The sequence below is a fragment of the Flagellimonas alvinocaridis genome, from assembly GCF_965248585.1.
In the GTDB taxonomy this organism is placed as follows: Bacteria; Bacteroidota; Bacteroidia; order Flavobacteriales; family Flavobacteriaceae; genus Flagellimonas; species Flagellimonas alvinocaridis.
Genome location: NZ_OZ252111.1, coordinates 2,636,930 through 2,662,664, shown reverse-complemented (window position 1 = coordinate 2,662,664; position 25,735 = coordinate 2,636,930). Strand labels below are relative to the sequence as shown.

22 protein-coding genes are annotated in these 25,735 nt (G+C 44.3%); 13 read left to right on the top strand and 9 right to left on the bottom strand.

Annotated features, from left to right (window positions below; genetic code table 11):
- Window positions 1–109 precede the first annotated feature (109 nt).
- From ACP14V_RS11915 to ACP14V_RS11885, 7 genes are all read left to right on the top strand, one after another.
- On the top strand, window positions 110–4,651 hold the full coding sequence (locus ACP14V_RS11915) for a beta strand repeat-containing protein (RefSeq protein ID WP_424987396.1): 4,542 nt from the start codon (window positions 110–112) through the stop codon (window positions 4,649–4,651).
- Window positions 4,652–4,734: 83 nt separating this feature from the next.
- The gene (locus ACP14V_RS11910; RefSeq protein WP_272611005.1) at window positions 4,735–6,696 is read left to right on the top strand and encodes a gliding motility-associated C-terminal domain-containing protein; all 1,962 of its coding nucleotides are present in this window, start codon (window positions 4,735–4,737) and stop codon (window positions 6,694–6,696) included.
- Window positions 6,697–6,698: 2 nt separating this feature from the next.
- Window positions 6,699–7,655, top strand: a complete 957-nt coding sequence (locus ACP14V_RS11905) for a PorP/SprF family type IX secretion system membrane protein (protein ID WP_272610945.1) — start codon at window positions 6,699–6,701, stop codon at window positions 7,653–7,655.
- A gap of 56 nt (window positions 7,656–7,711) precedes the next feature.
- Window positions 7,712–8,245 carry an isopentenyl-diphosphate Delta-isomerase gene (gene idi / locus ACP14V_RS11900; RefSeq protein WP_272610946.1) on the top strand — a complete coding sequence of 178 codons (534 nt, stop codon included), beginning with the start codon at window positions 7,712–7,714 and terminating at the stop codon, window positions 8,243–8,245.
- Window positions 8,242–8,649, top strand: coding sequence for a 6-pyruvoyl trahydropterin synthase family protein (locus ACP14V_RS11895; protein ID WP_272610947.1), 408 nt, complete (start codon window positions 8,242–8,244; stop codon window positions 8,647–8,649). Before idi ends, ACP14V_RS11895 begins: the two co-directional genes overlap by 4 nt.
- 1 nt (window position 8,650) lies before the next feature.
- Entirely contained in the window at window positions 8,651–9,619 is a 969-nt protein-coding gene (locus ACP14V_RS11890; RefSeq protein ID WP_272610948.1) for a type I phosphomannose isomerase catalytic subunit, read from the top strand.
- Between the two features lie 25 nt (window positions 9,620–9,644).
- Complete coding sequence (locus ACP14V_RS11885; RefSeq protein WP_136567228.1) at window positions 9,645–9,917, top strand: hypothetical protein; 273 nt, start codon at window positions 9,645–9,647, stop codon at window positions 9,915–9,917.
- Here ACP14V_RS11885 and ACP14V_RS11880 read toward each other — a convergent pair whose 3' ends face one another.
- The 3 genes from ACP14V_RS11880 to ACP14V_RS11870 all read right to left on the bottom strand — a co-directional run bounded on the left by ACP14V_RS11880 (window position 9,918) and on the right by ACP14V_RS11870 (window position 14,198).
- The gene (locus ACP14V_RS11880; protein WP_272610949.1) at window positions 9,918–10,616 is read right to left on the bottom strand and encodes a DUF4369 domain-containing protein; all 699 of its coding nucleotides are present in this window, start codon (window positions 10,614–10,616) and stop codon (window positions 9,918–9,920) included. It abuts the gene before it with no gap.
- Between the two features lie 46 nt (window positions 10,617–10,662).
- Window positions 10,663–11,925, bottom strand: a complete 1,263-nt coding sequence (locus ACP14V_RS11875) for a DUF819 domain-containing protein (RefSeq protein ID WP_136567230.1) — start codon at window positions 11,923–11,925, stop codon at window positions 10,663–10,665.
- A 74-nt stretch (window positions 11,926–11,999) separates the two neighbouring features.
- Window positions 12,000–14,198: a DUF5916 domain-containing protein gene (locus ACP14V_RS11870; RefSeq protein ID WP_272610950.1), complete on the bottom strand. Its 2,199-nt coding sequence runs from the start codon at window positions 14,196–14,198 to the stop codon at window positions 12,000–12,002.
- A gap of 162 nt (window positions 14,199–14,360) precedes the next feature.
- On the opposite strand from ACP14V_RS11870, the gene ACP14V_RS11865 reads away from it, so the two are divergent.
- Window positions 14,361–15,131, top strand: coding sequence for a S1/P1 nuclease (locus ACP14V_RS11865; RefSeq protein ID WP_272610951.1), 771 nt, complete (start codon window positions 14,361–14,363; stop codon window positions 15,129–15,131).
- A 9-nt stretch (window positions 15,132–15,140) separates the two neighbouring features.
- On the opposite strand, the gene ACP14V_RS11860 is transcribed toward ACP14V_RS11865, so the two are convergent.
- Window positions 15,141–16,010 (bottom strand): AraC family transcriptional regulator, encoded by an 870-nt coding sequence (locus tag ACP14V_RS11860; protein WP_136567233.1) that lies wholly within the window; start codon window positions 16,008–16,010, stop codon window positions 15,141–15,143.
- Window positions 16,011–16,218: 208 nt separating this feature from the next.
- Here ACP14V_RS11860 and ACP14V_RS11855 point away from each other — a divergent pair, with 208 nt between their 5' ends.
- Complete coding sequence (locus ACP14V_RS11855) at window positions 16,219–16,572, top strand: hypothetical protein (protein ID WP_136567234.1); 354 nt, start codon at window positions 16,219–16,221, stop codon at window positions 16,570–16,572.
- A gap of 48 nt (window positions 16,573–16,620) precedes the next feature.
- On the opposite strand, the gene ACP14V_RS11850 is transcribed toward ACP14V_RS11855, so the two are convergent.
- Window positions 16,621–17,253: an MOSC domain-containing protein gene (locus ACP14V_RS11850; protein ID WP_272610952.1), complete on the bottom strand. Its 633-nt coding sequence runs from the start codon at window positions 17,251–17,253 to the stop codon at window positions 16,621–16,623.
- Between the two features lie 67 nt (window positions 17,254–17,320).
- The gene (locus ACP14V_RS11845; protein WP_272610953.1) at window positions 17,321–17,668 is read right to left on the bottom strand and encodes a DUF6249 domain-containing protein; all 348 of its coding nucleotides are present in this window, start codon (window positions 17,666–17,668) and stop codon (window positions 17,321–17,323) included.
- A gap of 133 nt (window positions 17,669–17,801) precedes the next feature.
- Between ACP14V_RS11845 and ACP14V_RS11840 the strand changes: the two genes are divergently transcribed.
- Complete coding sequence (locus ACP14V_RS11840; protein WP_272610954.1) at window positions 17,802–18,377, top strand: RNA polymerase sigma factor; 576 nt, start codon at window positions 17,802–17,804, stop codon at window positions 18,375–18,377.
- Window positions 18,370–18,786, top strand: coding sequence for a hypothetical protein (locus tag ACP14V_RS11835; RefSeq protein WP_272610955.1), 417 nt, complete (start codon window positions 18,370–18,372; stop codon window positions 18,784–18,786). The genes ACP14V_RS11840 and ACP14V_RS11835 overlap by 8 nt, the downstream gene beginning before the upstream one ends.
- Here the strand turns inward: ACP14V_RS11835 and ACP14V_RS11830 are convergent.
- Both ACP14V_RS11830 and htpG read right to left on the bottom strand, forming a co-directional pair.
- The gene (locus tag ACP14V_RS11830; RefSeq protein ID WP_272610956.1) at window positions 18,778–19,137 is read right to left on the bottom strand and encodes a DoxX family protein; all 360 of its coding nucleotides are present in this window, start codon (window positions 19,135–19,137) and stop codon (window positions 18,778–18,780) included. The genes ACP14V_RS11835 and ACP14V_RS11830 overlap by 9 nt on opposite strands.
- A 132-nt stretch (window positions 19,138–19,269) precedes the next feature.
- Window positions 19,270–21,159 (bottom strand): molecular chaperone HtpG, encoded by a 1,890-nt coding sequence (gene htpG, locus ACP14V_RS11825; RefSeq protein WP_272610957.1) that lies wholly within the window; start codon window positions 21,157–21,159, stop codon window positions 19,270–19,272.
- A 392-nt stretch (window positions 21,160–21,551) separates the two neighbouring features.
- Between htpG and ACP14V_RS11820 the strand changes: the two genes are divergently transcribed.
- On the top strand, window positions 21,552–22,565 hold the full coding sequence (locus ACP14V_RS11820) for a 3-oxoacyl-ACP synthase III family protein (RefSeq protein WP_272610958.1): 1,014 nt from the start codon (window positions 21,552–21,554) through the stop codon (window positions 22,563–22,565).
- A gap of 1 nt (window position 22,566) precedes the next feature.
- A complete protein-coding gene (locus ACP14V_RS11815; RefSeq protein ID WP_272610959.1) occupies window positions 22,567–23,106 on the top strand; it encodes a pyridoxamine 5'-phosphate oxidase family protein in 540 nt (179 codons plus the stop codon).
- A gap of 96 nt (window positions 23,107–23,202) precedes the next feature.
- Here the strand turns inward: ACP14V_RS11815 and ACP14V_RS11810 are convergent, their stop codons facing one another.
- Window positions 23,203–25,653, bottom strand: a complete 2,451-nt coding sequence (locus tag ACP14V_RS11810) for a TonB-dependent receptor domain-containing protein (RefSeq protein WP_272610960.1) — start codon at window positions 25,651–25,653, stop codon at window positions 23,203–23,205.
- Window positions 25,654–25,735 lie beyond the last annotated feature (82 nt).

Genomic DNA, 25,735 nt, shown 5'->3' with positions numbered 1-25,735 from the left:
AGCATGTATTAAAATGCCAAGTGTTGATTCTTGCAACCAACACGAAAACTAAGCTAGTAAAATTGCAAAAAAAAATACAATTACAGAACCCTCAACTAATAATAACCCCATGAAAAAGAGCATATTAGTTTTAATCCTGCTACTTTCTACAGGAATTGCCTTTTCTCAAACCACAGTAACCCTGCAAGACCAGTGCAATTGTGAAGTTCTAAAAGGAACCGATGTGTCAAGCCCAGGAGCGATAGTACCAAGCGGTGCCGACACAGGAGACATTTATGTCAATACCAATACTGGAACCATTTACTTTTGGGATGGTGATACTTGGGAACTGACTTCTACAGATGCCCAACAGCTTACAGGTTTTACGTTTAACGATGCAACCAATACGTTGACATTGACATTGGAGAATGGGGGAAGTGTCAATGTTGATTTAAGTAGCTTAAGCGATAGCCTTACCGATACCAATACAACGATTACTTCTTTTGGGATTGATGGGACCAATACCAATTTGGTCATTACAGATTCTGATACGAACACATATGCCGTATCACTAGCGGATATTGCGGCCTTGATTGATACAGACAACCAGACCTTGTCGGAAGTGCTTTCCGAGGGCAACAGCGCGGGCACATCCATAACGAACGTTACTGACCCGACCAACGCGCAGGACGCCGCCACGAAGAACTACGTGGACACGCAGATTACGGCCAATGCGGCCGATGGCTCGGAGACCATTGTGAACGCCGGTACGGACATCAGTGTCAGTGGCACAGGTACCACTGGTGACCCCTACGTTGTGAGCAGCACCTTCACCGAGGTGGACGGCAGCATCACCAACGAGATACAGGATCTGGCCAGCGTGCTCGGCGAGGGCAACAGCGCGGGGACCTCGATCACGAATGTGACGGACCCGACCAACGCGCAGGACGCGGCCACGAAGAACTATGTTGACACGCAGATCACGGCCAACGCGGCCGATGGCTCGGAGACCATCGTGAACGCCGGTACGGACATCAGTGTCAGCGGCACAGGTACCACTGGCGACCCCTACGTTGTGAACAGCACCTTCACCGAGGTGGACGGCAGCATCACCAACGAGATACAAAATTTGGCCAGTGTGCTCGGCGAGGGCAACAGCGCGGGCACATCCATAACGAACGTTACGGATCCGACCAATGCGCAGGACGCGGCCACGAAGAACTACGTGGACACGCAGATCACGGCCAATGCGGCCGATGGCTCGGAGACCATCGTGAACGCCGGCACGGACATCAGCGTGAGCGGCACAGGCACCACTGGCGACCCCTACGTTGTGAACAGCACCTTCACCGAAGTGGACGGAAGCATCACCAACGAGATACAAAATTTGGCCAGTGTGCTCGGCGAGGGCAACAGCGCGGGGACCTCGATCACCAATGTGACGGACCCGACCAATGCCCAGGACGCCGCCACGAAGAACTATGTTGACACACAGATCACGGCCAACGCGGCCGATGGATCGGAGACGGTCGTGAACGCCGGCACGGACATCAGTGTGAGCGGGAGCGGCACCACAGGCGACCCCTATATCGTGAACAACACTTTCACGGAAGTGGACGGCAGCATCACCAACGAGATCAATACCCGCTTCGAGGTAAGTGGGGCGAACCTAGAGATAGAGGACAGCAACGGTACACTACAGGTACCTTTGACCAACTTGGGCAGCGATGACCAGACCTTGTCGGAAGTGCTTTCCGAGGGCAACAGCGCGGGCACATCCATAACGAACGTTACGGATCCGACCAACGCGCAGGACGCGGCCACGAAGAACTATGTTGACACGCAGATCACGGCCAATGCCGCTGACGGTTCGGAGACCATCGTGAACGCCGGTACGGACATCAGCGTCAGCGGTACGGGCACCACTGGCGACCCCTATATCGTGAACAGCACCTTCACGGAAGTGGACGGCAGCATCACCAACGAGATCAATACCCGCTTCGAGGTGAGCGGGGCCAACCTAGAGATAGAGGACGGCAACGGTACACTACAGGTACCTTTGGCCAACTTGGGCAGCGACGACCAGACCTTATCGGAAGTGCTTTCCGAGGGCAACAGCGCGGGTACATCCATAACGAACGTGACGGACCCTACGAACGCCCAGGACGCCGCCACGAAGAACTATGTTGACACACAGATCACGGCCAACGCGGCCGATGGATCGGAGACGGTCGTGAACGCCGGCACGGACATCAGTGTGAGCGGGAGCGGCACCACAGGCGACCCCTATATCGTGAACAACACTTTCACGGAAGTGGACGGCAGCATCACCAACGAGATCAATACCCGCTTCGAGGTAAGTGGGGCGAACCTAGAGATAGAGGACAGCAACGGTACACTACAGGTACCTTTGACCAACTTGGGCAGCGATGACCAGACCTTGTCGGAAGTGCTTTCCGAGGGCAACAGCGCGGGCACATCCATAACGAACGTTACGGATCCGACCAACGCGCAGGACGCGGCCACGAAGAACTATGTTGACACGCAGATCACGGCCAACGCGGCCGATGGCTCGGAGACCATCGTGAACGCCGGTACGGACATCAGCGTCAGCGGTACGGGCACCACTGGCGACCCCTATATCGTGAACAGCACCTTCACCGAAGTGGACGGCAGCATCACCAACGAGATACAAAATTTGGCCAGTGTGCTCGGCGAGGGCAACAGCGCGGGCACATCCATCACGAACGTTACGGACCCGACCAACGCGCAGGACGCCGCCACGAAGAACTACGTGGACACGCAGATCACGGCCAATGCGGCCGATGGATCTGAGACCATCGTGAACGCCGGTACGGACATCAGTGTGAGCGGCACAGGCACCACTGGCGACCCCTATATCGTGAACAGCACCTTCACGGAAGTGGACGGCAGCGTGACCAATGAGATCAATACCCGCTTCGAGGTAAGTGGGGCGAACCTAGAGATAGAGGACAGCAACGGTACACTACAGGTACCCTTGGCCAACTTGGGCAGCGACGACCAGACCTTATCGGAGGTACTCTCCGAGGGCAACAGCGCGGGGACGTCGATCACGAACGTGACGGACCCGACCAACGCGCAGGACGCGGCCACGAAGAACTACGTGGACACGCAGATCACGGCCAATGCGGCCGATGGCTCGGAGACCATCGTGAACGCCGGTACGGACATCAGCGTCAGCGGTACGGGCACCACTGGCGACCCCTATATCGTGAACAGCACCTTCACCGAAGTGGACGGCAGCGTGACCAATGAGATCAATACCCGCTTCGAGGTAAACGGGGCGAACCTTGAGATAGAAGATGGCAACGGGACCCTACAGGTGCCCTTGGCGAACTTGGGCAGTGACGACCAGACCCTGTCGGAGGTACTTTCCGAGGGCAACAGCGCAGGGACCTCGATCACAAACGTGACGGACCCCACCAATGCCCAGGACGCCGCGACGAAGAACTACGTGGACACGCAGATCACGGCCAACGCGGCCGATGGCTCGGAGACCATCGTGAACGCCGGTACGGACATCAGCGTCAGCGGCACAGGTACCACTGGCGACCCCTATATCGTGAACAGCACCTTCACCGAGGTGGACGGCAGCATCACCAACGAGATACAGGATCTGGCCAGCGTGCTCGGAGAGGGCAACAGTGCGGGCACATCCATCACGAACGTGACGGACCCGACCAATGCCCAGGACGCGGCCACGAAGAACTATGTTGACACGCAGATCACGGCCAACGCGGCCGATGGATCGGAGACCATCGTGAACGCCGGTACGGACATCAGTGTGAGCGGTACGGGCACCACTGGCGACCCCTATATCGTGAACAGCACCTTCACGGAGGTGGACGGAAGCATCACCAACGAGATACAGGATCTGGCCAGCGTGCTCGGCGAGGGCAACAGCGCGGGCACATCCATAACGAACGTGACGGACCCGACCAATGCGCAGGACGCCGCCACGAAGAACTACGTGGACACGCAGATCACGGCCAATGCGGCCGATGGCTCGGAGACCATCGTGAACGCCGGTACGGACATCAGCGTCAGCGGTACGGGCACCACTGGCGACCCTTACATTGTGAACAGCACCTTTGTGGAGGTCGATGGAAGCGTGACCAATGAGATCAATACCCGCTTCGAGGTAAGTGGGGCGAACCTAGAGATAGAGGACAGTAACGGTACCCTTCAGGTAGCTTTGGCTGATATCAATATTGATCAAACTGCTTCAGATGTTGATTTAGATACATCAGTTGACTCAGATGGAGATGGTAGTTCGGAAACAACTGTTGAAGGCGCAATTCAGGCAATGTCACCCATTGTATCCAAAGCGGCTCGGATTTTTTATCCGCCTTCCATAGCGGTTGATGCCTCAACAAATGGAGTTGGTAGAACATTAAATCTATATAATCAATACGTGGCACAATTTGGTACTCCAGCAGTGGCAAGTTTAGGAGCCCCAGCGGCAATACCAACCTATGGTGCAACGGATCTATACTATTATGTGACCTATGCAGACCCAGCAGTCTTTGATAATATGAGTATTGATGCAAGTGGTGAGCTTACCTATGATATCATTGGTCAGCCATCAGACTATAATGCATTGATCAATGTGGTTTTCGTTGTAAAATAAGAATGAGATAAAGACTGATCGATTTGAACTCAAAAAACTTACATAGGTCTTTATTTATTGGATTGTTCATCCTGTTTTTGGGGATGAACTTTGCAAACGCCCAGTTTTTGCTTCAAGCTCCCAATACGGGTGATGAAAATAACTACCAATGGTTTGAAGCTTCCGATTTGGGTACAGTTCTTGGAACAAATTCTTTTTACGAAGCAACCCAACCCGGTGTTTATTTTGCAACATACGATGGTACTCTTTGTGGATCTAATGCCACGGGATATTTTATTTTAACAGAATGTGAAGCGCCAAACAATGAAGTTACCTTGGATATTTCTGCCAGTGTGCCTTCAGGAGCTACAGTAAGTTGGAGTCCATCACTGAGTGGAGATCAAACCCGACCAACAGTTATAAGTACCCAAAGCGTGATGCGGTATACGGCTACCATTACTAAAGTAGGAAACAGTAGTGAGTTACCACGGTTTACGGTGGTTTGTATGAGTCAGGCGGCTACATTGGTTGATGACTTAATCGTAGTCAATGAAGATGAATCTATTCAAGCGCCCATTTTTGACAATGATTCTGATTTGCCATCTACAGGTACCCTTACCACAACTAACCCTGCAAACGGTACTGTCAACATTAATGATAATGGCACACCCAATGACCCATCAGATGATAATGTAACATATATTCCTAATCCTGACTTTAATGGAAGCGACAGTTTTGATTACACCATCTGTAACACCTTAGGAGATTGTAGTACTGCTACGGTGACTGTTGATGTACTACCAATCGTGGATACCAATGATGACTCAGTTTCTACAGATCAAGGAGTTGATGTGGCTATTTCATGGAGAGGAAATGATAATGACATTCCAACTATAGGAACTATTACTGCTACTGATCCATCCAATGGATCCATCCAACTAAATGATAATGGCACCACAAACAATCCATCTGATGATAATATTACCTACATACCCAATCCGGGTTATATAGGGACAGATTCTTTCGAATACACCGTTTGTGATGACAATGGACATTGTGATACGGCCACAATCACAGTGATTGTAAACTCTTCTGGAGTTGATTTGGATAGCGATGGGGATGGTATTGTGGATAGTTTTGAGGACCTCAATGCTGATAACGACAATGATCCATCTACCAACCCAACAGATACCGATGAGGATGGTATTCCAGATTACTTGGATATAGATAGTGATAATGATGGAATCCCAGATAATATTGAGGCACAACCTGCATTGGGGTATATTCCACCAAGCTCGGTTGATGTTAATGGAAATGGATTGGACGATGCCTATGAAAATGATGGGAATATTGGTTTGATTCCTCAAGATTCCGATAATGACGGTATTCCAGATTATGTGGATACAGATAGTGATGATGACAATGTTCCAGATATTATTGAGGGCCACGATATGAACCAAGACGGCATTGCCGATATATCACTCATAGGTTCCGATAAGGACAATGACGGTCTTGATGATGCCTTTGAAGGCAGCACAGTAATTGATTTGGATGTCAATGATGAAATTGACAATCCCAACACCGACCTTTTGGATACCGATTCTGATGGTATTCCAGATTTTAGGGATTCTGATGATGATGATGATGGTATTGAAACCATTGATGAGGATTTGGATTTGGATGGCAACTATGCCAATGACGATTCCGATGAAGACGGTATACCCAACTACTTGGACGCTGATTTGGGTGAAACAACGGCCGAAGCCATTGATGTGATCAACGTTATCACTCCCAATGGGGATGGAGTACACGACGTATTGGCCATTAACGGTATTGAAGATTATCCAAACAACACGGTCAGGATCTATAACCGATGGGGGGTAATGGTCTTCCAGACCAAGTCCTATAATACTACTGGAAATGTTTTTGACGGTACTTCCCAAGGTAGGGTAACGGTCGATCAAGACAACAAGCTTCCTGTGGGTACCTATTTCTACGTCATTGATTATCAAGATCAAGGTGGAAACATGAAGCAACTCTCAGGATACATATACATTAACAGATAAACATGGTTACTGTGGAGATAAAACATATTCTAAGGAACGTACAGAAACTATCGACCCTACTTTTTCTGGTTGTTGTGGGAACGGTCCATGCGCAGCAAGATGCACAGTATACCCAGTACATGTACAATACGGTAAGTGTTAACCCGGCTTATGCAGGTTCGCGGGGGCATTTGAGCATCGCGGCACTATATAGGAACCAATGGTTAGGGCTTGATGGAGCTCCTGAAACACAGACCCTCAACATTCATACACCTATGGGTTACCGAGGAGTTGGATTGGGAATTTCTGTGGTCAACGATAAGATTGGCCCTACTTCCGAAACCTATTTTGATGTGGACTTTTCGTATACCATACAAACCTCTTTTGAGGGTAAGTTGAGTTTTGGTCTTAAAGCCAGTGCACACATGTTGGACATTCGCTATTCAGAATTGGATGAGTTTGAAATAGACCCACAGCTGCAGTCCCAGCAGGATATTCAAAACAAATTTTCTCCAAATATTGGAGCTGGCGTATATTACCATACGGACAGGTTTTATGCAGGTCTTTCGGCTCCAAGGATTTTGGAAACCACCCACTTTGATGAATCCTCGGTATCTACGGCCAAGGAGCAAATCAACCTATATGCCATCACAGGTTATGTCTGGGACTTAAACCCTTTCTTAAAGTTTAAACCCACTCTTTTGACCAAGGTGGTTCAAGGTGCACCCTTACAGCTAGACCTTTCCGCCAATTTTATGCTGAATGAGCGGTTCATTGGAGGGGTTGCCTATAGGTGGGATGCTGCTTTTAGTGGACTTTTTGGCTTTATGGTTTCCGATCAGTTGATGATAGGACTCGCCTATGATCGTGAGATTACCGAATTGGGTGCAGCTACATTTAACGATGGTTCTTTTGAGGTTATTCTTCGGTACGACTTCCTAAGAAACATTGGGAATCTAAAATCCCCACGCTTCTTTTAGGAACAATTTAGAACCCTTAGCCCCATAAATTCCTACAAAGGTCATATTTTTACCTCATGGAAGAGGAAAAAGTGATTTTGGTAAATGAGGCGGATGAACCTATTGGCCTTATGCCCAAAATGGAAGCGCATGAAAAAGCATTGCTACATAGGGCTTTTTCAGTTTTCGTGATGAATGATAAGGGAGAAACCATGCTCCAACAACGTGCCAAAGACAAGTACCATTCCCCTTTGCTGTGGACAAATACCTGCTGTAGTCACCAACGTGACGGTGAGAGTAATATTGAGGCCGGTAAACGCAGACTTATGGAAGAAATGGGGTTTCAAACGGAGTTAAAAGAACTGTTTTCCTTTGTCTACAAAGCCCCTTTTGATAATGGACTTACCGAACATGAATTTGATCATGTGATGATGGGTTCCTACAACGATTCTCCCAATATCAACACGGAGGAAGTGGCCGATTGGAAATGGATGCGGCCATCAGATATCAAAAAAGATATAGCAGTACAACCAGAGCAGTATACCGCATGGTTCAAGATTATTTTTGAACGTTTCTATGACCATTTGATGAAAAATCCCCAGGCAAAATGAAAGTCAAGGTAAGCAGAAAGGCTAATTTTAATGCGGCCCACCGATTGCACAGACCTGATTGGGATGAGCAGAAGAACCAAGCAGTTTTTGGAAAATGCAATAATCCCCGTTATCATGGGCATAACTACGACCTTATTGTAAGTGTTGCGGGGGAGATTGATCAAGGAACTGGTTTTGTAATGGATTTAAAAGTGCTCAAGGACTTGATCAAGGAACATGTGGAAGAGGCTTTGGACCACAAAAACCTGAATGCTGATGTTCCTGAGTTCAAGGAACTCAACCCAACTGCGGAGAATATTGCCGTGGTAATTTGGAATAAACTCAGGCCCCACATAGACCAGGCCAATGAATTGGAAGTGGTACTCTATGAAACACCTCGTAATTTTGTAACCTATTCAGGATAACATGGATTTATACCCTTTAAAGTTCAAACCCATTCTCAAGGAACGTCTTTGGGGAGGAACAAAACTCAGAGACGTACTCAACAAACCCATAGAGAGTGATATTACTGGCGAAAGCTGGGAACTTTCCGGAGTAAGTGGAGATATTTCCGAAGTGGCCAATGGGGCTTTGCAGGGAACTTCACTCCAAGAATTGATAAGCCTTCAGGGAGAAAGCCTCTTGGGAAAAGGTGTGATGGAACGGTTTGGGAATGAATTCCCCATTTTGATAAAATTCATCGACGCCAAGCAAGACCTATCCATTCAATTGCACCCCAATGATGCCTTGGCCAAGAAAAGGCATAATTCCTTTGGAAAAACAGAGATGTGGTACATTATGGATGCCAATCCCGGTGCCCAGTTGATCGTGGGTTTCAATAAAGATGTTGAGAAAACGGAATATATTGAAAGTCTGGAGTCCGGTACTCTTTTGGATTTGATGAATTATGAAGAGGTAAAGGAAGGAGATACTTATTTCATCAATACCGGAAAGATACACGCCATAGGAGCTGGGGTGTTGTTGGCCGAAATCCAGCAAACCTCAGATGTTACCTATAGGGTCTATGACTTTGACCGAAAGGACAAGGATGGCAACCTAAGGGAACTCCATACCAGTTTGGCCGTTGATGCCATTGATTACGAGCGAAAGAACGATTTTAAGGTAGATTACCCAAAGGGTAAGGATGAAACCAATACCATGGTGGACTGTCCCTATTTTAAAACCAACTTTTTGGAGTTGACCCAACCCCTTAAACTGGATGTATCCCAAAGGGATTCATTTACCATATACATGTGTGTGGGAGGTGAGGCACAGATTACCAATGATTGGGGCACTGCATCCATTCAAAAAGGAGAGACGGTGCTGGTCGCAGCGTCCAGTTCCACCATTGAAATAGATACCGGTAACGCCAAACTTTTGGAAGTTACCATTTAATAGTACCTTTATAAAAAACAGCGGTATGCCAAGTATACGTGATTTAAAAAAGGATGTCAACTTTGTCTTGGGAGACATCATAGAAGCAGTCTACATTTGGGAGGCAGGCTCGGATAACAAGGAATCCGAAGAGGGAACGGTCATTATTGACAAGGCCATTGAAGCTTTTGATGAGCTCATGGACAAAATCAACCAAAAAAATGTTGAGGACCAAAAAGCACATTTTAGGAGTGTGCGGGCCCAACTCGAGGAAAAGGCCACACAGTTGGTCAATGATTTGAACAGTCTTGCCAGTTAGTTAATCCTGCTTGCTTAGAAAGTCCTGGAACACCTTTCCGTATTTGGATGTGGCTACTTCGGGAGTAAGGGCGTTATATACAGAATCCAAATATTTAGGGTTGGCATCGCTTGCCTCTGCCATCATAATATATGGAGTGGCATAGGAGTCTCCATTGTTCAAACCAAAGTTTAGTGCGTATCTGTATCGTCTCACCAAATTAATGTCCGCTAGTTTTTGAAGCGAATCCAAGGCTGTTGAATCTCCTTGAAAATCAGGTAACGAAGCCTGCTGGGCCAGCGCAATGTCCCTGATGTTGAATTTGGATATCATCTCATTGAATTCCGAAAACTTATCATGCGATGCAGAACCAGAAATCTTTGGGTCGGTATCAAATGTCTTCCATGTGGTATTTATGGTAATCTGACCTGGTTCACCAAAAAAGGTGATTCGGTCATTGATATCGTTATTGTCTTGTTTTTTCAAGTAGAGGTAAAAAATGTCGGGACTTTCCAATTCCTCCGAAAAAGTGAATGCCCCATCACCCTCAATTTCCAAGGAATCCAATGCCACAAGCGTTGAATCCTTGAACTGTTGTAGGTAAAGGGTCCCTTTTTTCAATCCTTTTACATTTCCAGAAATCGTCATGGTGCTTTCTGTGTTTTTTTCACAGGACAGCACCAACATTCCCAATGACAATACAAATAGTAACCTCTTCATGGATAAAAATTTTGCAGGGCAAATATCAAATAATCTTCTGAAATATTTAAACTTTGGAGGCGACTTCCATCAACAAAGCACATAAATAAGCCCCTGCGGTACCCACTACATACCCAAAAACGGCCAAAAGAATCCCCACAGAAGTAAGTGAAGGATGGAACTCTGCCGCAACAACTGGCGCTGAAGCCGCTCCTCCAACATTCGCCTGACTACCCACTGCAAGGAAAAAGTAGGGGGCCTTGATGAGTTTGGCCACTAAAATTAGAAGACTTGCATGAATGGCCATCCAGATCAACCCAATGGCAATGAGTCCTGGGTTTTCCAAAACTTTGCCCAAATCCATTTTCATACCAATGGTGGCCACCAATATGTAAATGAACATTCCCCCAATCTTGCTGGCTCCGGCACCTTCATAGGTCTTGGCCTTGGTAAAAGACAGTCCAATGCCAATGGCGGTTGCAAACACTACCATCCACAGGAACTCGGAACCTAAGGAAGAGAGAATTTTTTGTTTGTTTCGGATGACTTCAAAATTATCTTGTAAGAATCCTGCAAAATGGGTTCCTAGAAAATGGGCAATTCCAACTCCGGTGAAGGCGAAGAATAGCATCATAATAAAATCCGGAAGTGTTGTAACACGTGCAATTTTATCAGTATAAGTTGATACTTTTTTCTTAAGTTCTTCAATGGACGAACTATCTGCCTTGAGCCAACGATCTATTTGTTTGGTTTTACCAATGCCCAAGAGAAGAATCGCCATCCATAAATTGGCTACTACAATATCAATCAACACCATACCGCCATAGTTCTCCTGGTTGTAATTGAATACTTCCAGCATGGCCGCTTGATTGGCACCACCACCGATCCAACTCCCAGCAATGGTGGCAAGACCTCGCCAAACAGCGTCAAAGCCACTTCCACCAACCGTTTCGGGAGAAAATATGGAAACAATAAGAATAGCCACAGGTCCCCCAAGGATAATGCCTGCAGTACCCGTAAGAAACATAATCAATGCTTTGGAACCCAAATTGGCAATTGCTTTAAGATCTATGCTCAAAGTCATCAATATTAAGGCAGCAGGCAATAAATACCTACTGGCCACATAGTAAGTCTGGGAAGAGGATTCATCCACGATACCCAAACTTGCCAGAATGGCAGGGAGTAGATAGCACATAAGTACTGTGGGTACAATGGAGTAGAATTTCTTCCAAAAACCAGTATTCAAGGATGAGGTATAAAAGACAAAACCGAGGCAGAGACAGAGTAGTCCAAAGATGACCGTGTCTTCGGTCAAGGGTAGTTGATCCATAGAATTTAAATAGCGATAGCCCCAAATATAGGAAAATCAAAAATGGTCGTGGGCAAACCTTATCCTTGCCTTGATCAAATGTTCAGCCAATAGGTCAATTTTAAATTGATGGACCTACTCCTAGGTGTAAAAGAGTTTACAAAATAATTGTCGTTGTACACTAAAAATAGATCGGATAATGGGGCAAAGCGCCATTGTAAACGGGAATTAAAGCCCAGATTGTCCCTTTGGTTGCTATATTGAATCAAGGTGGACCAGAAAATGGATTTGTTGAAGGTGATGTTGATTCGGGGGCTTATCAACCATATATCTGCACTTTCATAAGGCTCAGGTAGTTTTATGCTATCGTAGTTCAATCCTAGTGAAAGGAAGACCTTAGGTTGTAGGCGGAGGCTCATGTCCCCTTCAAATGAAAATCGCGTACCATTAAAAAAATCGCCATATCCAGGTTCCAGTGAATAGGAAAAAACCTTTCGTTGATCACTCTGGAATTCCACTTCATAGCTGGTATAGTAATACCCTTGATCGGCAGGAAGTTCCACCCCACCATCCGTTCCGGTAGGGTCAAAAGGCTCCGTGAGGAACGTAAATCGGTTAAAAAGACGTGCAGATAGCTCTTCCTGGGTTTTAAACTGCGCTTGCCAACCAGAAAAAATAAAATAATCCGTGTTTCTATAGTCCAAGGTAGGTTTCCATTCAAAATTGGGGTTGAATGTAAATCCATGGAAGTTTAGACGTCCCTTTTTGGGCCAAAAATTTAGTTCTGCAAATGGCTTGGCCGATACAACGTCCTCCCTTCGGATGAACCCTAAATCAGAGCGAAAATCCTCACCCACAAAATTACCGACAAGGCCAAAATTTAGGTAGCGTGAATTGTAGTTTAGGGTAATACCCCCAGCATCATCCCTTGATCCAATTTCATGGGCAAAGGATTTATGGTAGAAGAATTTTCCAGTCCACGTATTGTCTGCCGAAGCTAAATTGTAATCCAATCCCAAAACCCGGTTGTACCTATCTGTTTCCTCTAAAAAATCATAATCCTTAAAAGTCTGGCGGTTCACTAAAATGAAACTAAGATTGGAACGGGAGAACATTCTCTGCTGAAGGGCCAAAACCGTATTGTTGTTACCGGCAATATGGTTGGCCTCATCTTCTTCAGTTTGGATGGTTAAAAACCCCAAACGTAGGTTCTCATTTAGTTTTCCACTGAGCCTTACTCCACCAATGATTCCATTTTCTATGGTTTCCCCATCCAAATCCTCTGCAATACCTATTCTTCTTGAAAAGAAGGGGTTTGTATCATCTTCGCTACCAAATGACCCAAAAAGATCACTGTTATCAATAAAAAATTGTCTTCTTTCCGGGAGTGAGATTTCAAAACGGGTAAGATTGGTCACAAAATTGTCTACCTCAACATTTGAAAAATCTGGATTTACCGTAATGTCAAGGTTCATTCCGTTGCCAATGGAAACCTTGGCATCCCCACCAAAATTTAAAGCGCTGAGGTCATTATCGTTTTCGTAGTCTTTGCCTGCAATCCCATTCACATACGGAATCAAAGCCATGGGAGTCCTTGACTTTCCCAAAGGCTTTTCAAATACCATATCACCCATAAAAGCTAAGCTATAGATCAACTGGTTTTGCGGAATTTCCATCCAAGTACTGGTTTCGTTGGATTGCATATCAAAACGGTAACTATTAAAACGCCATTTGGTCTCCCCTTGTTTAAACTTGAACGAGGTCAAGGGAATGGCCAATTCGCACACATAGTACCCATCGTAAAGTCGGGTTTCCCCCAGCCATTTAACGTCCCAAGAAGTAGTGAAGCCACTTGGGCCAGACCCTCCGTTGGAAATTAGGGCCTCTCTACGTACGCCATAGGGATTCATTCCAAAAAGAAATGCATTGGTGCCATCGTTGAAGGTGTCAAACAGCAAACTGATATTGTCGTTTCCCCCAGCTCTGTAGTCCCTTTCCAAAGATGGAATTACATAATTGTCGCCCTCAGTGTTCAGTTTAATTCCAATGTAGAGCGTTGTGGCATTGTACAGCATTTTAATATCGGTCTGCTGTGCTGCCAAGGTTGAGTCTGAGGGGAAATATTGCTGAAAATTGTTGGCACTTTCGGCAGTTTTCCAAATAGTTTCATCTAAAATGCCATCCACCAAAATAGGCTCATTGGTAAATTTAACCGTAAAGCTTTTGGGTTGGGACTGGGCGAAAAATAGAAAAGGAAGAAGCGTTGTAACAAGTACAAGACGTAATCTAAGCATTGTTTTGAGTCTAGTCGGTGCCCAAATTTAAGGGTTAGGGTCGTTAAAAAAATCCCAAAATTTTTTATGAGGATGTTCATTGATAAAAGATTATGAAAATTGTTGTCCACTTGTTTTTACTTTTGATTTTAGAGTTCCCTATTTTTGAAAAAACCTTGGATAATGAAAAAAGTGATACTTCTTGCTTTGCTTTTGCCCCTATGTTCTTTTGGTAATTTTTGGGGAGAAACAGGCCACCGGGTAACGGGTCATATTGCACAGAACCATTTAACGGGAAAGGCCAAGAGGGTTTTGAACGACCTCTTGGATGGCCATAGCCTGGCTTTTGTCTCTACCTATGCCGATGAGATCAAGGCAGATCGTTCCTATTCCAAATTCTCGGCATGGCATTATGTAAACTATCCCTTAGGCATGCGCTATGAAGATTCTGAAAAGAGCAAATATGGTGATATTGTCACCGCCATTGAGGAGTGTATCAGGGTGGTTAAGAACAAGGATAGTAGTCGAGCAGATCGGGTTTTTTACCTAAAAATGTTAGTTCACTTTATTGGAGACCTACACCAGCCCATGCATGCCAGTAGGGCAGAGGATAAGGGAGGGAATGATATCCAAGTACAGTGGTTTGGACAGGGAAGTAACCTTCACAGGGTGTGGGATAAGAATTTGATCGTATCCTACGGAATGACCTATACGGAATTGGCCAATGAGTTGGATAGAGGCGTTTCTAGAAAAGAGCGCAAGAAAATACAGGAGGGAAGCATTTATGATTGGGTGGATGAATCCCATGAAATCTGTGGTACCCTCTACGAATCTGTTGAGGTTGGTGAAAAACTGGGATACCGGTATACCTATGATTACAACGACCTTTTATTTGAACAGCTTCAAAAAGGGGGATTGCGGCTGGCCAAGATCTTGAACGACCTATTTAGTTAAGCCAGCAATCTATTGCAGAACGGTCTTGAGCTGGTTTCTATATTCGGATGGGTTTTGTCCGGTAAAGGCCTTGAACGACTTGTTGAAATGCGAAAAGTTGTTGAAACCGCTATCATAGCACACCTGTGTAATGCTGATTGGCTGTTCGGCAAGTAGTTTGGAAGCATGTACCAAACGATATTCGTTCACGAACTGGGTAAAGGTCTTATTGGTAATTTTTTTAAAGTAACGACAAAAAGAGGGTACGGTCATACTTACTAAATCCGCAATTTCATTTAGGCCGATGTCTTCCTTAAAATTGGTCTTCACATGGTTGAAGACAATATTGATGCGATCATTGTCCTTTACCTCGGTTTCCATTGCAAACCCTTCTCCATTGAGTACTTTTATTTCATCCGAGGTGGCCAATACATTCAGAATGTTTAAAATGGAAAGCAAGCGCTGAAAATCGGTCTGATATTCCAAAATCTCCATTTTTTCACCCACTTTGGTCTTCGTCTTTCCGGAAAATGCAATACCGCCCTTAGCTACTTCGAACAGTTTTTGGATGTTCTTCATTTCTGGGATGTTAAAAAAATCACTGCCCAGAAAATCAGCTTTCATCTGAATGAGTGTTTCACTTTTGTTGCCCGTTAGCTTATCTGTAAAACCACAGTGGGGCAAGTTAGAGCCAATAAGAATCAGGTCCCCGTTTCTAAAATAGGAAACATGGCTACCTATTTGCCTCTTGCCAGAACCTCCGTTAATATAGACCAGCTCCAACTCGGGGTGGTAATGCCAACCAATGTTCTTGTTCTCATGCCGTTCACTGAATTTCTGATACAGGAATGAGTGTCCGAAACTGGGTGCAATTGCCTCAAAAGCAGGTTTTTGAATCATTTTGGCCATTTTCTTTTTCGTACTGTAAAATTATGGTGATAGCTAAAATAGCGTCTCCACAAAATTAACCAAAATATATGGTATTTTAACATTAACTAATTATTAACCATTCCAGAAGGTTAAAATTGCACATATACTGGAAAAAATGGTGGTGTTTCTGTTCAATCTTCAACCCTAGCTTTGTACTGTAATCTAAAAACAGAGTGTTATGAAATCAGTTGTTAAGTATACCGTGGCAATGGCGTTTCTTTTTGCAACAGCAATAGGAGTTGCCAATGGGCCAGCAAAAAGTGAGGTTGAAAGAAAGTTGATCAATGTTGACCTTGACCCCGTATTTGTTAAAAAAGGGGGAAAATTGATGATGAACCTTTTGAACCTATCAGAAGGAGCTGTTACAGTTAAAGTTTATGACAGTCAAAAAAGACTGGTTTACAATGAGACTATAGATGGGCAAGTTGTGGTAGAAAAATCCTTCAACTTTGAGAAAGCCTTTGAAGATGAATACACCGTAGTTGTTTCCGATAAGAAAGGAACATACAAGGAAACTGTGGTGGTAAGATAGTTTGTTTAGTTAATTTTTATGTGCATGGGGGCCTTTTAGGCCCCTTTTTTATAGAAACTTTTTAAGGCGTTCTCTTTTGTGAAGGGGTAAAGAATCATTGGATATGGCCAATTTTAAGATGGCTTGATCTTTTTCTTTGGCATATAAAAGCCTGTAGAATTGTTGAGTGGTCAATGGATTGCTGGACTCTTCTACCAGTTCCATGGTGTCGCCAGAGTTTACTTTGCCCACTTCCAGAATACGTACATAAGTACCAGGCCATCCATGGTTTATAAATTGTTTTAGGATTTTTTGGGTTCCAAACTTCAAACCAAGCTTAAAACAGGGTTCCCTAGGTTGGGTAATCTGAACCAGTGCAGTACCCAATCTGTAAATACTACCCACCCTGATTTCGGATTCATCCAGTCCTTCAACGGTAAGGTTTTCACCAAACATGCCCCAATTCCAATCCAGATGGGGATATTTTTCCTTCCAGTACGGATATTGTTCAACCGAAAACAAATAACAGGCCTTGTAGATACCTCCATGCACCTTACGGTCTCCAATGGTATCCCCTGATACGCTTTCGGCTTCCAATAGTAAGGGAGTGTTCACCGGGGATTTATAAATTCCTGTGGTAATCAACGTATCGTTCCAAGAAACCTCTGTGGGTTTTCCTAAGTTGGTGGAGATAATTTGCATGCCACCAAGGTAAAAAAAACCATCGCAATCTGCGATGGTTTTTTATCATGTTTTCATTGGGCCGATACTATTTTTCCAAACGTTTGGCGACGGCAAATCCTGCCAACAACCCAATCCCTGCCATAAAGAAAATGGTTCCGGGATAGGCTACATCCTCGTTGACCCCTAAGTTGTAGACCATAAAGGCGGCCATAAAAATGGCTATGCCAATACCGATAAAAAGAAGGGCGACATTGATAAGGATGATTTTCCAAAAAGGAACTTTACCTTCACGTTTCCCCTGAAAAAAGATGCTGGCATCGGCCCCTTTCTCTATCAAGGCCATGCGTTCTTTGTTCCGGGTTGAATAATACAGATAGGCAATCGCAAAGACTGCTCCAAAAATTACGGGTAAGATGATTACTTCAGATCCCATGATTGTTCGTTTTTAATGATTATACTTCTTTGGTTTTTAGCCTATGACGGGATTTTTATGGATCAGGTTACAGAGTTCCATAAAAAAGTGAAATTTATGTAACCAAAACAATAGGTTTAACGTCCAATCTGCAATGTTGACCACCAAGGAAAGAAAATTGATACAGAGCATTCGCAAGGGGAATACCCGTGCATTTTCTGAATTGGTCAATACATATAAAGATTTGGTCTACACCTTAACCCTTCGTATGTTGGGAAATAGGGAAGAGGCCGAAGAGGTTTCGCAGGACACCTTTATTAAGGTATTTAACTCGTTGGAACATTTTAAGGGCGATTCAAAAATATCGACATGGGTCTACAGGATTGCATATAATACCTGTTTGGACCGGATACGGTTGCGAAAGAGCAGAAAATTCTTGGATGTTGGTGAAATGCAAGATTTTATCTTTACGGAGATGGATACGGCCTTGGACAAAATGGTCAGGGAAGAACGGGGGAGGCTTGTGGGGCAATGTCTGGCAAAGTTGCCCAGTGAGGATGCAGGGCTTTTGACCTTGTTTTATTTTGAGGAGAAAAGTCTTTTGGAAATTGAGAATATATTGAATGTTCCGATAAATTCGCTGAAAGTACGATTGTTCCGGGCAAGGAAGAAGTTGGCAGCGGTATTGGAAGGCCACATAAAACCAGAAATACTTCAAAACAATGGATGAGCAAAAAAATAAAGAACTTGAAGCGTTCATAGACAAGGTCATGGCTGAAACTTCTTTGGAGTCACCTTCGCCGGATTTTACCGAAAAGCTTATGGCAAAGATCGAGAGACAATCCCAAAAGCAAGTGTTCGTAGCCCAACCCCTTTTGCCGAAAAAGCTTCTCACATTTCTGTTTCTGGGTTTTGTGGCAGGATTTATTTATTTGCTGATGACCTATGGTCTTGATCCCAGTCAAGGATGGTTTAAAAATATACAGTGGAATTATGATTTCTCCAAAACATGGAGTTGGATGGAAGGATATACTGCTTCCAAGGCAACCCTATATGCCGTCTTGCTCTTCGGAGTGTTGTTTTTTGTGCAAATACCCTGGTTGAAACGCTATTTGGATCAACACGGAACCTTAAGCTGATATATAAACATAGGCCCAATACATCAATACAAATTGTAATGGAATCCTAAGAATTAAAATCCATTTGGGGATTCCTGCAGCGGCTTTTTTACTGGAAAGCATGTAAAAGTGCACGGTTAGAAATACAGTCAACATGGCAATGATTCCATAGGCACTCAGGTTTCGGGACACTTGAAAACATAGTCCCAAGCCTAGGACCATCTCGGCCGCACCACTCAATAATACTAAAAATTTGTGATGAGGGAGATAGCGGGGCATAATGCGCAAATACATCTTGGGAAATATAAAATGGGCCAAGCCTGCAATTATGTACAGTACGGCCATTGCATAAAGATGCCAAGGATTTTCCATATCTTAAAAATAAGAAAACGGATACCAAAAGGGAAATTGTCAGTTCGAGCGAAGTCGAGAACTCTTATTTAGGATATAGAGGACTTGCATCTCGACTGCGCTCGATGTGACAGTATTTTTGTAGATAGATGTTTATTTGATCATATCATAGCTACGGCTAATGAACTTAGTGAGTTCTTCACCTTTCAGCAATCCTTTGCTCAATCGGGCCAAATCCAGGGATTGATTGATCAAACGTTCCCTCTTTTTGTCTGTTTTGGTGTTCAATATCTCGCTGACCAATTCATGGTTGGTGTTCACGATAAGGTTGTACATATCGGGCATGTTGCCCATTCCAAAAATTCCACCACCTCCGGTTCGTTGCATTTCCTTCATGCGGCGCATGAACTCAGGTTCAGTGATGATGAAGGGGGAAGCGTTACTGTCCATGGCCTCCAATTGAATAGTGTATCCTTTATCGGCGCTGATGATTTTCTCCAAATTTTCCTTTAAGCGGTCTTTTTCTTCATCGGACAATTTGGAAATGGCCGTATCCTCTTTTTTGACCAAGTTGTCAATATGGTCGGCATCCACGCGGACAAAGGATAGATTTTCCTTGGAGCCCTCCAGTTTCTGCATCAAATGGGAAACAATGGGGGAGTCCAACAGCAAAATTTCATACCCTTTTGCCTTGGCGGCTTCAATGTAGCTGTGTTGTGCTTCCATATCCGAAGCATAAAGCACTACCAATTTATCATCCTTATCGGTCTGGTTGTCCTTGATTTTGGCCTCCAGTTCCTCAAAAGTGTAAAACTTGCCATCCACGGTAGGGTAAAGGGCAAACTTATCGGCTTTTTCAAAGAATTTCTCTTCGGAAAGCATCCCGTATTCAATCACGATTTTGATATCGTTCCATTTTTGTTCAAAATCCTCACGGTTGTTCTTGAATAGGGAACTCAACTTATCGGCCACCTTTCTGGTGATGTAGGAAGAGATTTTCTTCACGGCGCCATCGGCCTGCAGATAAGATCGTGATACGTTCAAGGGAATGTCCGGGGAATCAATGACCCCACGCAACATGGTCAGGAATTCAGGAACAATACCTTCCACGTTATCCGTAACAAACACTTGGTTCTGGTACAATTGTATCCTGTCTTTCTGGATGTTGAGGTCATTCGTCAACTTTGGAAAATACAGGATTCCGGTCAGGTTAAAGGGATAGTCCACATTCAGATGGATGTGGAACAAAGGCTCCTCGAACTGCATGGGATAAAGCTCCCTGTAAAAATTCTTGTAATCCTCGTCCTTAAGGTCGGTGGGCTGCTTGGTCCATGCCGGAGCAGGGTTGTTGATGATATCGTCCACCTCTTCTGTTGGAGCTGGCTCGTCCTCTTTGGCCCCTTCTGGCTTGGGAAGTGTTTCCGTACGGGTTCCAAATTTAATCGGAATGGGCATGAACTTGTTGTACTTGGTCAGCAGTTCACGGATTTTGGCATCTTCCAAAAATTCGGTGGAATCCTCCGCAATATGAAGGATGATTTCCGTGCCCCTGTCTTTTTTCTTAGCTTCTTCCAAGGTGAATTCCGGGGAGCCATCACATACCCAATGTACTGCGGGCTCATCCTTGAAGCTCTTGGTGATGATCTCTACCTTTTCCGCGACCATAAAGGCCGAATAGAAACCAAGTCCAAAATGACCTATTATTCCAGCTTCCTTGCCAGCATCTTTATACTTGTCCAAAAACTCCTCCGCACCAGAAAAAGCCACTTCATTGATGTACTTTTTCACTTCATCCTCGGTCATACCGACCCCTTGGTCCAAAATGTGGATGCGTTTTTTGTCCTTGTCCACTTTGACCTCGATGATGGGATTTCCATATTCCACCTTGGCCTCGCCAATGGAGGTCAAGTGCTTTAGCTTTAGGGTTGCATCCGTTGCATTTGAAATAAGTTCCCTTAAGAAGATTTCATGATCACTGTACAGAAACTTCTTGATCAAGGGAAAGATGTTCTCTACTGAAACATTGATTTTACCTGTTGCCATTGTTTTTACATTTTCTTTACGCCATTAGGACAAAAAAAATACCAGACTGATAAAGGTGACAAACTGACATTGACCCTTGACATAGGACCCAGATAAAAATTTAACATAATTTTGTTTATCTTTTTGTTTAAAAAATTAAACAAAATGTGTGTCTTTAGATTGTTATTGGAAAGATTGCTATGAAATAGGTTTATCCATAACGTACTTTTATTTATTGGTTAGGTTGTTGGAAATGCATCTTCGCTCGGAGGTGCATTTTCGTTTTGTGATAAAACTCCAAAAACCGACTAAATTTTTATTTTATCAATATTTATGCGGTTCTATGGATATATTTTTTACTTTTCGGTTTAATAGCCCCGTTTTTTTGATAATTTATTTATAAACGTAGGACAATGTATAATTCAAGAATATCAGGACTGGGATTCTATGTACCTGAAAATGTGGTCACCAATGATGATTTGTCCAAAGTAATGGACACCAATGATGAATGGATTCAAGAACGTACCGGTATAAGAGAACGCAGACATGTGGTAAAGGGCACGGATACCACCACATCCATGGGAGTAAAGGCGGCGCAAAAAGCCATTGAAAGGGCAGGAATAGATAAGAATGATATTGATTTTATCATTTTCGCCACCTTGAGCCCTGATTATTATTTTCCAGGTCCAGGGGTTTTGGTACAACGTGATTTGGATATCAAAACCGTGGGAGCTTTGGATATTAGAAACCAATGCTCTGGATTCGTGTATGGCATTTCTGTGGCGGACCAATATATTAAAAGCGGCATGTACAAGAATGTGCTGGTCATTGGTTCCGAATTGCATTCCCACGGGCTGGACATGACCACAAGGGGGAGGGGTGTTTCCGTAATCTTTGGGGATGGGGCCGGAGCTGCCGTACTTACTAGAGAGGAGGACACTTCCAAAGGAATTTTATCGTCCCATTTGCATTCCGAAGGGCAACATGCCGAGGAACTTTCACTGATTGCCCCGGGGATGGGAAAACGTTGGGTAAACGATATTCTGGCCGATGTGGGTAGCGGTGAAGAGGATACCTCTTATTTTCCGTACATGAACGGACAATTTGTCTTCAAAAATGCTGTGGTTCGTTTTAGTGAAGTGATCATGGAAGGGTTGGGGGTGAACAATTTGGGGCCTCAGGATATTGATATGCTGATTCCCCACCAAGCCAATTTGCGCATTTCACAATTCATTCAAAAGAAATTTGGACTATCTGACGATCAAGTATTCAACAACATCATGAGCTATGGGAATACCACAGCGGCCTCGATACCCATTGCCCTTACAGAGGCATGGGAGCAAGGAAAGATCAAAGAAGGTGATTTGGTGGTCTTGGCCGCTTTTGGGAGTGGCTTTACTTGGGGAAGTGTAATCATTAGATGGTAATATGGGAAGACAGATCCCGGAGCTGACCCCGCCGCTTATTGAATTCATCAAGAACCAAAAAATGTTCTTTGTGGCCACGGCCATGGATGAGGGTTCCGTGAACCTGTCCCCAAAGGGATTGGATTCATTGAGAGTGATCAATTCCCAACGGGTCATTTGGCTCAACCTTACCGGAAGTGGCAATGAAACAGCCATCCATTTGGAGCACAAAAACCGAATTACCCTTATGTTCTGTGCCTTTGAGGGCGACCCTTTGATTTTACGATTGTATGGAACAGCAAAGGTCTATTCACATAAAAATACTGAGTGGGAAGAGTATATTGGATTGTTTCCCGAGATTGCGGGTGGTAGGCAGTTGGTTGACGTACATATTGAAAAAGTGCAGACCTCATGCGGTATGGGAATTCCCATTATGGAATACCAACACCAACGGAAAGAACTGGTGGATTGGGCACAAAAGCAGGGAGAAAGTGGTCTGAAAAAATATTGGGAGAAGAAAAACACCGTCAGTTTGGATGGTCTCCCGCATAAGTTTGACTAAATAAAAACCCCGATCTTTCCAGACCGGGGTTTTTTATTGATACCTCTTGCAATATTAACCAACCAACACTTTTTTGCAGAGGATACCAATGTTGGGTTATAGGATGCCGCCACCCGTATCTTTAGTACGGTTGTCCCTTCTTTTTCGTTGCTTGGCACGGTTTTTACCACTTCCAAAGCGATAGGACAAGCCTACATATACGTTGTTGCTTTCCCAATTGAATCCTCCTTCTTGTAAATATGGGCGTTCCCCATCAAAAGCAAAACGCATGGTGTTGAAAATGTCGTTGTAGTTTACACTTATGGTACCCTTGCCCTCATCAAAGCTATATCGTGCTCCAAGATTTACAAAGTACATGGGTTCTACCTTAAATTGGATGTTTCTGTTTTTACCGCGATAAAATCCAAAGGCTTGTAGGGTAAGTTTTTTGGTCACGGTAAAGCTATTGTTCATTCGTAGGTTCCATGCGGTGTTGTCCACTTCCACATCTTCAACTACGATATCGTCCTCGGATGGATCGGCAATGTTACCTGGAATGCTCTCCGTGATACCTCGATTGGTTTGGGAGAAAATATCGAAACTACCATTGATGTTCCACCATTTTGTAGGCCTATAGTTGGTTGAAAACTCAAATCCATATGCGGAAGTCTCATCAAAATTATCGAAAGTGAGTATGATTTTGTTGAAGTCCAGTCGGTCTACAAAAACTGCTCTGTTGATTTCATCCTTGATGCTACGGTAAAATACACCCCCTGTTATGCTACCATTTTTGATACGCCGGGTATAATTTGCTTCATAGGAACTGGTGAACTGAGGCACCAAATTCGGGTTACCAAAAGAAGAGATCAACGGAGTGGCAAACTCTCTGATAGGATTTACTTGCTGCAACCCAGGACGATCTACACGTCTGCTATAGCTTACCTGTAACTGGTCCTTTTCATTGGGAGTAAATGTTAAAAAGGCAGAGGGGTATATTTCGGTATACTTATCGGTAAAGGCTCTTACACTATTGGTATCTGCCTGAACCTCCACATCTTCTATACGTACGCCCATTTGATACGACCACTTCTTGTAATTCTGACCGAAAGTGGCATAGGCCGAGTAGATATCCATTCCATACACAAAGTTGGTATTGGGGGTTGGTACCAAAACACCGTTTGAGTTAAAGGAAGAACCTGTTGAAGCATAGTCCACATCAGTTTCAAAGTTTCTGGCCTCCAAGCCAATTTCCAATTTTGAGATACTGTCCAGCGGATTTACATAGTCCAAGTTGGCAATGGTCTGATCCCTTTTGGTATCCACAAAATCCATGTAGTTTGGATATAGTGAGGCGCCCACTGATCTAAAATTGGCGTCTTGGTTGTTTTCAAAGCGGTTATGGTCCACTTCCAGTTCAATATTATGTCCCTCTTTGGCAAAATCCAATTTGTAGTTAAAGTTGTACTGTTCGCTTCGGTTGTCCGAAACATCGTTGAAAAATTGGGTTACATTGCGGGATGCATCTGTATTATAGGTTACCTCGGTGATACCCCTTCCGTCACCTTCAAAAATGTTTTGGTTGGTAAAAACGGAAATAGTATTTTTTTCATTAAGGTAGAAATCGACCCCCAATTTATATAAATGGGATTTGTTGTTGTTGAAGAAATCGAAATCTTGCAATGAGTTTTCTTCCAATCTGAAGATATTTCCATTGTTCACATACTTGCCTATATTGTTGCCATAGTTTCCATAAAAGTTGAACTTCCCGTTTCTGTAGTTCAAATCAACAGAACTGTTGAATTTGGCTTCAATTCCTTTGGTAAGCCCCAAGTTAACATTTCCATTGAACCCAATATTGGCGTTTCTGTGAAGCACAATATTGATGATACCACTCATACCCTCGGGATTGTACTTGGCCGATGGATTGGTGATCAATTCAATGGATTTAATGGAGGTTGATGGGATTTGACGCAGCAATTGCGCAACGGGGACGTTGGATAGTTTTCCATCTACCATTACCCGAACATTGGAGTTGCCACGAAGGGTAATATCTCCAGTCTGCGCATCTACGTTTACAGATGGAATGTTGTTCATAATGTCTGAAGCTGTGGCACCGGCCGTAGTCAAGTCTTTTCCCACATTAATGACCTTTCTGTCCACACGTTGTTCAATGGTGGTTCGTTCTCCAACCAACTCTACTTCATCCAATTCTTGGGTGTTCTCCATTAGGGTAATGGTGCCCAAGTTCAGATTTCGGTTGTTTTTGTTGATGACCAAGATTTCCGAATGGGTCTTGTATCCAATAAACTGTACTTCCAGTAAAAAAGAGCCATCAGGCAGTTTCTTTATTTCAAAGGTACCATCATCGTTGGTGATACCCCCGGTAATCGTTTCAGAACCATCTTCGGATTTTATAACTACTGCGGCATAAGCCACAGGTTGTTGAAGTGCATTGTCAATGACAGTTCCCGATATGGAACCTAATGCGTCTTCTGAAGGGTTTGCAAATAGTTTGGTTGAGTGTGCACTGCATATAAGCAATGCAAAAAGTAAGACTACTTTTTTCATGAGCTGTTCGTTTTTTGATTAGATTGACGATGATACCTACAAGACGTATTGTAGATGGGAATGTTACATGTAGAAATAATTT

Bases quoted from the DNA above. Each gene is read 5' to 3' on its own strand.
- ACP14V_RS11915 (WP_424987396.1), top strand. From the start codon at position 110: ATGAAAAAGAGCATATTAGTTTTAATCCTGCTACTTTCTACAGGAATT.
- ACP14V_RS11910 (WP_272611005.1), top strand. From the start codon at position 4,735: ATGAACTTTGCAAACGCCCAGTTTTTGCTTCAAGCTCCCAATACGGGT.
- ACP14V_RS11905 (WP_272610945.1), top strand. From the start codon at position 6,699: ATGGTTACTGTGGAGATAAAACATATTCTAAGGAACGTACAGAAACTA.
- idi (WP_272610946.1), top strand. From the start codon at position 7,712: ATGGAAGAGGAAAAAGTGATTTTGGTAAATGAGGCGGATGAACCTATT.
- ACP14V_RS11895 (WP_272610947.1), top strand. From the start codon at position 8,242: ATGAAAGTCAAGGTAAGCAGAAAGGCTAATTTTAATGCGGCCCACCGA.
- ACP14V_RS11890 (WP_272610948.1), top strand. From the start codon at position 8,651: ATGGATTTATACCCTTTAAAGTTCAAACCCATTCTCAAGGAACGTCTT.
- ACP14V_RS11885 (WP_136567228.1), top strand. From the start codon at position 9,645: ATGCCAAGTATACGTGATTTAAAAAAGGATGTCAACTTTGTCTTGGGA.
- ACP14V_RS11880 (WP_272610949.1), bottom strand. From the start codon at position 10,616: ATGAAGAGGTTACTATTTGTATTGTCATTGGGAATGTTGGTGCTGTCC.
- ACP14V_RS11875 (WP_136567230.1), bottom strand. From the start codon at position 11,925: ATGGATCAACTACCCTTGACCGAAGACACGGTCATCTTTGGACTACTC.
- ACP14V_RS11870 (WP_272610950.1), bottom strand. From the start codon at position 14,198: ATGCTTAGATTACGTCTTGTACTTGTTACAACGCTTCTTCCTTTTCTA.
- ACP14V_RS11865 (WP_272610951.1), top strand. From the start codon at position 14,361: ATGAAAAAAGTGATACTTCTTGCTTTGCTTTTGCCCCTATGTTCTTTT.
- ACP14V_RS11860 (WP_136567233.1), bottom strand. From the start codon at position 16,010: ATGATTCAAAAACCTGCTTTTGAGGCAATTGCACCCAGTTTCGGACAC.
- ACP14V_RS11855 (WP_136567234.1), top strand. From the start codon at position 16,219: ATGAAATCAGTTGTTAAGTATACCGTGGCAATGGCGTTTCTTTTTGCA.
- ACP14V_RS11850 (WP_272610952.1), bottom strand. From the start codon at position 17,253: ATGCAAATTATCTCCACCAACTTAGGAAAACCCACAGAGGTTTCTTGG.
- ACP14V_RS11845 (WP_272610953.1), bottom strand. From the start codon at position 17,668: ATGGGATCTGAAGTAATCATCTTACCCGTAATTTTTGGAGCAGTCTTT.
- ACP14V_RS11840 (WP_272610954.1), top strand. From the start codon at position 17,802: ATGTTGACCACCAAGGAAAGAAAATTGATACAGAGCATTCGCAAGGGG.
- ACP14V_RS11835 (WP_272610955.1), top strand. From the start codon at position 18,370: ATGGATGAGCAAAAAAATAAAGAACTTGAAGCGTTCATAGACAAGGTC.
- ACP14V_RS11830 (WP_272610956.1), bottom strand. From the start codon at position 19,137: ATGGAAAATCCTTGGCATCTTTATGCAATGGCCGTACTGTACATAATT.
- htpG (WP_272610957.1), bottom strand. From the start codon at position 21,159: ATGGCAACAGGTAAAATCAATGTTTCAGTAGAGAACATCTTTCCCTTG.
- ACP14V_RS11820 (WP_272610958.1), top strand. From the start codon at position 21,552: ATGTATAATTCAAGAATATCAGGACTGGGATTCTATGTACCTGAAAAT.
- ACP14V_RS11815 (WP_272610959.1), top strand. From the start codon at position 22,567: ATGGGAAGACAGATCCCGGAGCTGACCCCGCCGCTTATTGAATTCATC.
- ACP14V_RS11810 (WP_272610960.1), bottom strand. From the start codon at position 25,653: ATGAAAAAAGTAGTCTTACTTTTTGCATTGCTTATATGCAGTGCACAC.